The 6011-nt window shown below is 65.2% G+C and carries 6 protein-coding genes and 1 pseudogene; 1 reads left to right on the forward strand and 6 read right to left on the reverse strand.

Annotation, left to right across the window (positions count from 1 at the left end; translation table 11 throughout):
* Positions 1-204: 204 nt before the first annotated feature.
* The 3 genes from I8N66_RS35430 to I8N66_RS35440 form a co-directional block, all read right to left on the reverse strand.
* The gene (locus tag I8N66_RS35430) at positions 205-1086 is read right to left on the reverse strand and encodes a patatin-like phospholipase family protein (RefSeq protein WP_113536298.1); all 882 of its coding nucleotides are present in this window, start codon (positions 1084-1086) and stop codon (positions 205-207) included.
* Between the two features lie 147 nt (positions 1087-1233).
* Positions 1234-1794 (reverse strand): 16S rRNA (guanine(966)-N(2))-methyltransferase RsmD, encoded by a 561-nt coding sequence (gene rsmD, locus I8N66_RS35435; protein ID WP_113536299.1) that lies wholly within the window; start codon positions 1792-1794, stop codon positions 1234-1236.
* 6 nt (positions 1795-1800) lie between these two features.
* The gene (locus I8N66_RS35440) at positions 1801-3846 is read right to left on the reverse strand and encodes a pseudouridine synthase (protein WP_291164624.1); all 2046 of its coding nucleotides are present in this window, start codon (positions 3844-3846) and stop codon (positions 1801-1803) included.
* Between the two features lie 73 nt (positions 3847-3919).
* Between I8N66_RS35440 and I8N66_RS35445 the strand changes: the two genes are divergently transcribed.
* Entirely contained in the window at positions 3920-4369 is a 450-nt protein-coding gene (locus I8N66_RS35445; RefSeq protein WP_291164627.1) for a nucleoside deaminase, read from the forward strand.
* A gap of 51 nt (positions 4370-4420) precedes the next feature.
* Here I8N66_RS35445 and I8N66_RS35450 read toward each other — a convergent pair whose 3' ends face one another.
* The 3 genes and pseudogenes from I8N66_RS35450 to ileS form a co-directional block, all read right to left on the reverse strand.
* Complete coding sequence (locus tag I8N66_RS35450) at positions 4421-4900, reverse strand: GNAT family N-acetyltransferase (RefSeq protein ID WP_113536302.1); 480 nt, start codon at positions 4898-4900, stop codon at positions 4421-4423.
* Positions 4901-4914: 14 nt separating this feature from the next.
* Positions 4915-5535, reverse strand: coding sequence for a hypothetical protein (locus tag I8N66_RS35455; RefSeq protein WP_291164630.1), 621 nt, complete (start codon positions 5533-5535; stop codon positions 4915-4917).
* Positions 5536-5662: 127 nt separating this feature from the next.
* Positions 5663-6011, reverse strand: a pseudogene (gene ileS, locus I8N66_RS35460) (isoleucine--tRNA ligase); the annotation flags it as partial.

The raw sequence follows: 6011 nt of genomic DNA on the forward strand, positions 1-6011 counted from the left end.
CTGCAGGAGGCCGAAGGCATCACCTCAGGTCGCGACATGCTGCATTCAAGGCCGGTGCGTCCGGATCCGCTGGTCAAGCCGAAACGCGAGGTCGATCATTCCCAGGAAACGGGCGAAAGGGTCCTGCCGGGGCTGCCTATGGACGAGCGCGAGAACGCATAGCCTCGCTTGCACCGACCGTGCGGGCCCGTCAGTCGTCGAGGTTCACTTGAACCTCGGCGCCCGCATCCGCTCGTCGAGTGCCCGTTTCAGCTGGTCCTTGATCGCCACTGTTCCGCTCAACACGTCCTTGGCTCGCAGGAAATCCATCACCCGGTAGCGACCGACATCGGGGCGCAACAGAATGTCGGGAGCGCCTTCCTTCAGCTTCATCGCGATGATCGACTGCATCATCAACTGGCTCGCGCCGAAAAGGCTGTCGATGCGGCTTGGAATCGTCTTGCCATCGCCATCCGGACCGCCGACGACATCGACAGCGATGACGATATCCGCGAGCCCGCGCAGGTGATCGAAGGGAATTGGATTGTAGATGCCGCCATCGATCATCACCCGCCCGTCGATCTTGACCGGGATGAAAATCGCAGGCAAGGCGGCCGAGGCCGCGAGCGCCTGCCAGAGGTCACCCTTTTCACAGATGTGTTCGGTTTGGCCATAGTAGTCGGTGGCAACCACCTTGAGCGGAATGCCGAGGTCCGAGAACTTCGGCGGAATGGCCTTCGGCAAAAAGGCCCTGAGAACGCGCTCGCCATTGAATTGCCCGAAGCGAAAGCCGTTCACCATGGCCTCGGAGAGGCTCGACGGCCGCAGCTGCCAGAGCCGGTTGACGACTTCGCGACGATGGCCGACGGTCGAGAGCGTGTGCGCTCTGATCTCTTCGCCGCGCATGCCAGCCGCCATGCCGGCGCCCATGATTGCGCCGATGGAAGAACCGGCGATCGCCACCGGGCGAATGCCCAGTTCGTCCAGCGCCTCGATGACGTGAATGTGCGCAAGCCCGCGTGCGCCACCGCCCCCCAGCGCCAGCGCCACTGTCGGCTGGCTGGAGGCCGGCCCCGCCCCCTTCGTCATCGAAAGATCCTGCTTCATCGGCATGTCCTCCGCTTCGGCATAGTTCCTTAAATCGGCATCGGTTTAAGGACAAGTTCTGCAGAAGGCCGCCTTCAGGCGCGGGATAAGAGAAACCTGCATGGTTCGGCGACAGCCTATCGTCGCAAGGAAATCGAAAATATGACGTCAGGCACCGCGGAAGCGGTAGAAATGCATGCGCGTGTCACCGAAGACCCGGACATCGAGACTTTCGAACACGGCGGTCGGCGCCGGCTGAACGTCTGCCCGTTCTTCGAGGATCACCAGTGCATCGGGGACGAGCCAGTTACCGACAGCGGCCGATTCCAATGCCTTCTCGCCGAGACCCTTTGCATAGGGGGGATCGGCGAAGACGAGATGAAACGGCTCCATCGTGCCGACGCCGCCGAGGCTCGTCGCGTCACGGCGGAAGACCTTGGCGCGTCCCTGAAGACCAAGCGTCTCGATGTTCGTCTGCAAGAGCCCCCTGCCCTCGACGCCCTGCTCGACGAAGAGTGCCTGCCGGCACCCGCGTGAGAGGGCCTCGAAGCCGACGGCGCCGGTGCCCGCGAAAAGATCGAGCACCCGGGTGCCATCGAGCGCTTCCGGGTAGGAGTGGCTCAGGATGTTGAACAGGCTTTCGCGCGTCCGGTCCGTGGTCGGCCGGATATCGCTGGACTTTGGGGTCGCCAGGCTGCGACCCCGAAACTCTCCACCGACGATGCGCACGGCCGCTTAGTTTCCTCTGCCGCGCGGCTTGCCACCGCCGGCCGGGCGTCCAGCGCCACCGGGGCGACCAGCGCCGCCCGGACGTCCACCACCGGGCTTGCCGCCGCCGGGCTTGCCGCCACGCGGGCCACCGGAGCGTTCGCCGAAGGATTTTCCACTCGAGGGCTTGCCGCCGAACGACTTGCCGCGGGGCTTGTCGCCGAACGGACGGTCACCACCTTCGCGGCGTGGCGGACGATCGCCCTCGGCGCGCGGTGCCCTTGGCTTGTCGGAATAGCTGCGCGGACCGCCGTCAGCGCGAGCCGGACGCTCGCCACGGGGGCGGTCGCCGCCTTCGCGGCGCGGCGGACGGTCACCGTCGGCGCGCGGGAAGCGGGGCTTGTCGGAGTAGCTGCGTGGTCCGCCTTCAGAACGGGCCGGACGGTCACCACCTTCGCGGCGCGCAGGACGGTCACCGTGATCGCGCGACCTGCGGTCGCCCGCATCGCCCGCCTTGCGCCGGCCGAAACCACCGTCACGACCCTCGTCCTTGCCGCGACGGGCAGGCTCGCTGGCGCTGATCCATTCGCCCTCTTCGTCCCGACGCTTGACCGGTGCGGCCGAAGCCGGGCGATCGAAGTCCCTGGACGAACCGCCCTTGCGGTCCGGGTCGAACTTGCCTGTCGTCTTGGTCGCGAAGCCATCTTTGCTACGACCGTAGCGCTTGGTCTTCGGCGCGCCGTCCGGACGCTCGCGACGGGCGGGCTTCTCGGTGGCATCGCCCTCGGCGGATTTTGGCTTCTTTTCGGCCAGCGGGCGGGCGCCCGGCGCCATCCAGACATTGGCCGTGCGGGCGCGCTGTGCCGGCGCGCGCTTCGGCCGATCCTCAAACTTGGCGTCGCGGTCTTCGCGCGGGCCACCCTTGCCGCGAGGACCTTCCTTGCGGCCGCCATCGCGACGATCGTCGCGGCGGGTGTCGAGCCGCGACAGAGCACGCTCGCGCTTGTCCTCGGGCTTTTCCCAGCGGTTGGCACGTTCGGGCCGGCGTGTATCGCCGGCATCATCGTCCGCCCCATCGCCGGCAACGGTTGCCGCCTGATCATTGTAGAGCGGTGCGTCGAAGTTTGCCTTGGCATCCTCGATCAGGCGCGGTCCAAGCTGATCGCGCAGCGTGCGGCCGCGGATTTCCTGGACATGTCCTTCCGGCAGTTCGCCGAGCTGGAACGGTCCGTAGGAAATGCGGATCAGACGGTTCACGTCGAGACCAAGCGCCCCGAGCACGTTCTTGATTTCGCGGTTCTTGCCTTCGCGAAGCCCCATCGTGATCCACACGTTCGAGCCCTGGACGCGGTCGAGCGTCGCTTCGATCGCGCCATAGAGCACGCCATCGACGGCGATGCCGTCCTTCAGTTTGTCGAGCGCTTCCTGATCGATCTCGCCATGGGCGCGCACGCGGTAGCGGCGCAGCCAGCCGGTCGACGGCAGTTCGAGCACGCGGGCAAGGCCCCCGTCATTGGTGAGGAGCAGCAGGCCCTCGGTGTTGATGTCGAGGCGGCCGATCGACAACACGCGCGGCAATTCGTCAGGCAGGTTCTCGAATACGGTCGCGCGTCCCTCGGGATCGGCATTGGTGGTCACCAGGCCGGCCGGCTTGTGATAGAGCCAGAGGCGGGTGCGCTCGATACCGCGGATCGGCTGGCCATCGACCTCGATCGCATCGGCAAGCGTCGCGTTGACGACCGGTGTTTCGAGAAGGACGCCGTTGAGCTTGACGCGACCTTCCATGATCATGCGCTCGACGTCGCGACGCGAGGCGACGCCGGCGCGCGCCAGGATCTTGGAGATGCGCTGCGGCTCGTCGGCACCCGGAGCAGCCGCACTCGGGCGCTCCTTTGCCGGACGCGAAGCGCCGGCCTTGGGGCCGGAAGCCTTCGATCCGAAGGATTTGGGGCCGCCAGCCTTTGAACCGGCAGCCTTTTTCGGCGCGCCAGCCTTGTTTTCGGCGAAATGCGGTTTCTTGTCCCGGCCGGCGAACTTGCCGCCAGGCCGTGTGGGCTTGTCTTTGGATGTCATTTGTGTTGCCTGCCTTTTGCGGCTGTCCTATCAGGTCGCGGCCCGTGGGTTAAGAGAAATTATTGTTTGAGCGATGGCTGAGACGACACGCTTCATGGATGCGGCCCTCGAGGAGGCCAGGAAAGCGGCAGAACGCGGCGAAGTGCCGATCGGCGCCGTGGTCGTTTTCGATGGCCAGATCATCTCCCGCGCCGGCAATCGCACCCGCGAACTCAACGACGTGACCGCACATGCCGAGATCGTCGCCATCCGCGAGGCTTCCGCTGTCCTTGGGGACGAACGACTGACGGGCACCGATCTCTACGTCACCCTCGAACCCTGCACCATGTGCGCGGCGGCGATTTCCTTCGCCCGCATCCGCCGCCTCTACTACGGCGCGGATGACCCCAAGGGCGGCGGTGTCGACAGCGGCGTGCGTTTCTTCGGTTCGCCAACCTGCCATCATGTGCCGGACGTCTATTCGGGCCTCGCCGAGCGGGAGGCCGCCGACATCCTCAGGGACTTCTTCGCCAGGAAGCGGTGACACAAATCCTCGCGTCAACGAGATCCCGTTTCAGATGCTTTTGAGATTGCCTCAGTCGGCAGCGAAGTTTTCGAGGGCCGCACCGGCCAGCCGGTAGCGCGTCCATTCGGACATCGGTTCTGCACCGACCGATTCGTAGACCCGGATCGCAGGCTCGTTCCAGTCGAGCACGCTCCATTCGAAGCGGCCGCAGCCTTCCTCGACGGCAATCTTCGCGAGATGCTTCAGCAGCATCTTGCCGGCACCGGAGCCGCGGCAATCGGGCGTGACGTAAAGGTCTTCAAGGTAGAGACCCTTGCGCGCCTGCCAGGTCGAATAGTTGTAGAACCACATGGCGAAGCCCGCGGGCTTGCCGTCCTTCTCGCAGATCACGGCGCGAGTAATCGCGCCCGGGCCGAAGAGCGAGGCCTGCAACATCTCGACCGTCGCCTCGACGGCGTCGGGCTCCTTCTCGTAGACGGCAAGTTCTGTGATGAAACGCAGGATGGTTTCCGCGTCTTCCGGGCGAGCGTTGCGAATGCTGATTGTCATGGCTTATGCGCAGCTTAGAAGGGCCAATACCACTTGGAGCCGGTGTTCTTGATCTGCGCCTCCTTCTTGCGGCGGCGCTCCTTGTCCTTCTCCGGCTCGCCGAGATCGGTCTCGGTTCCCTCCGGCAGACGACGGTAGTCGAGCGGCGGATCGCTCAGGAAGCGGCGCTTGTCGGAATAGGCGCCCATCTCGATCTTGCGGGCCGCCCGATAGGCTTCCTGCTGCTCCTTGGCCGAGAGCCGGCGGCCGTTGGCGCTGGCCTTGGCGAGCGGGGAAACGTAGTTCGGGTTGTTCTTGTTCGCGTCGGCCTCTTCACGCAGACGGCTGCGAACCTCTTCCGGAGACTCGACCCATTCCGGGTTCGACTCGCGGCTGGCAAGCGACTTCTGCGGTTCGACGAGAGCCGTCTGCTGCGCCGACGGCGGCAGAACGAGACCTGGGCGCGGCTGATACTTGACCGGATCACGCTTCGGCGGGCCGAAGCTTGCGACGCTGCCGAGGTCGTCCATGAGCTGTTCGCCGGCCGTCTTGTCCGTGCCGTAGGTCGGGCCGCCGATGCAGCCCGAAAGCACCAGGCCGCTCGTCAGAATAGCGGCCACGCTGGCAAACACTCGCAACTCTCGCGTCATTTCCATGAGATTCCTTCCAGCCGGCCACCGGTCAGCGCGGCCACTCAAGCGCCCATGGCGGAGAAATCCGCCAAATTTCGGGCAGGTTTTACCGGATGAACGCAACGAGTGCAATTCATCCGGTAACAATGCGTTAAGCCTTGAAACCAAGTTCGCGCAAGGCAGCGGCGTCACGAGCCGACACGTCGGGGTAGACAGAGTCGGAACCAACATCCGTCGTGATCCGCCAGGAACGGGCGCATTTCTGGCCTTCGGCAAGCTTCGGCACGACGCTCACCTTGGCCACGTCGGCAAGGCGGAACGCCTCCGCAGGACCTTCCGTGGCCTCGATCACGATGCCCGAAGTGATGCAGATCTCGGCGAAGTCCTGGCCTTCCAGCGCCTTCAAGAGCTCCGGATCGGCGACATGGACAACCGGTGCCGCTTCCAGCGACGAGCCGATGCGCTTGTCCTTGCGTTCGATCTCGAGCGCGCCGGTGACG

The sequence above is a fragment of the Ensifer sp. SSB1 genome, from assembly GCF_016652895.1.
Taxonomy (GTDB): domain Bacteria; phylum Pseudomonadota; class Alphaproteobacteria; order Rhizobiales; family Rhizobiaceae; genus Ensifer.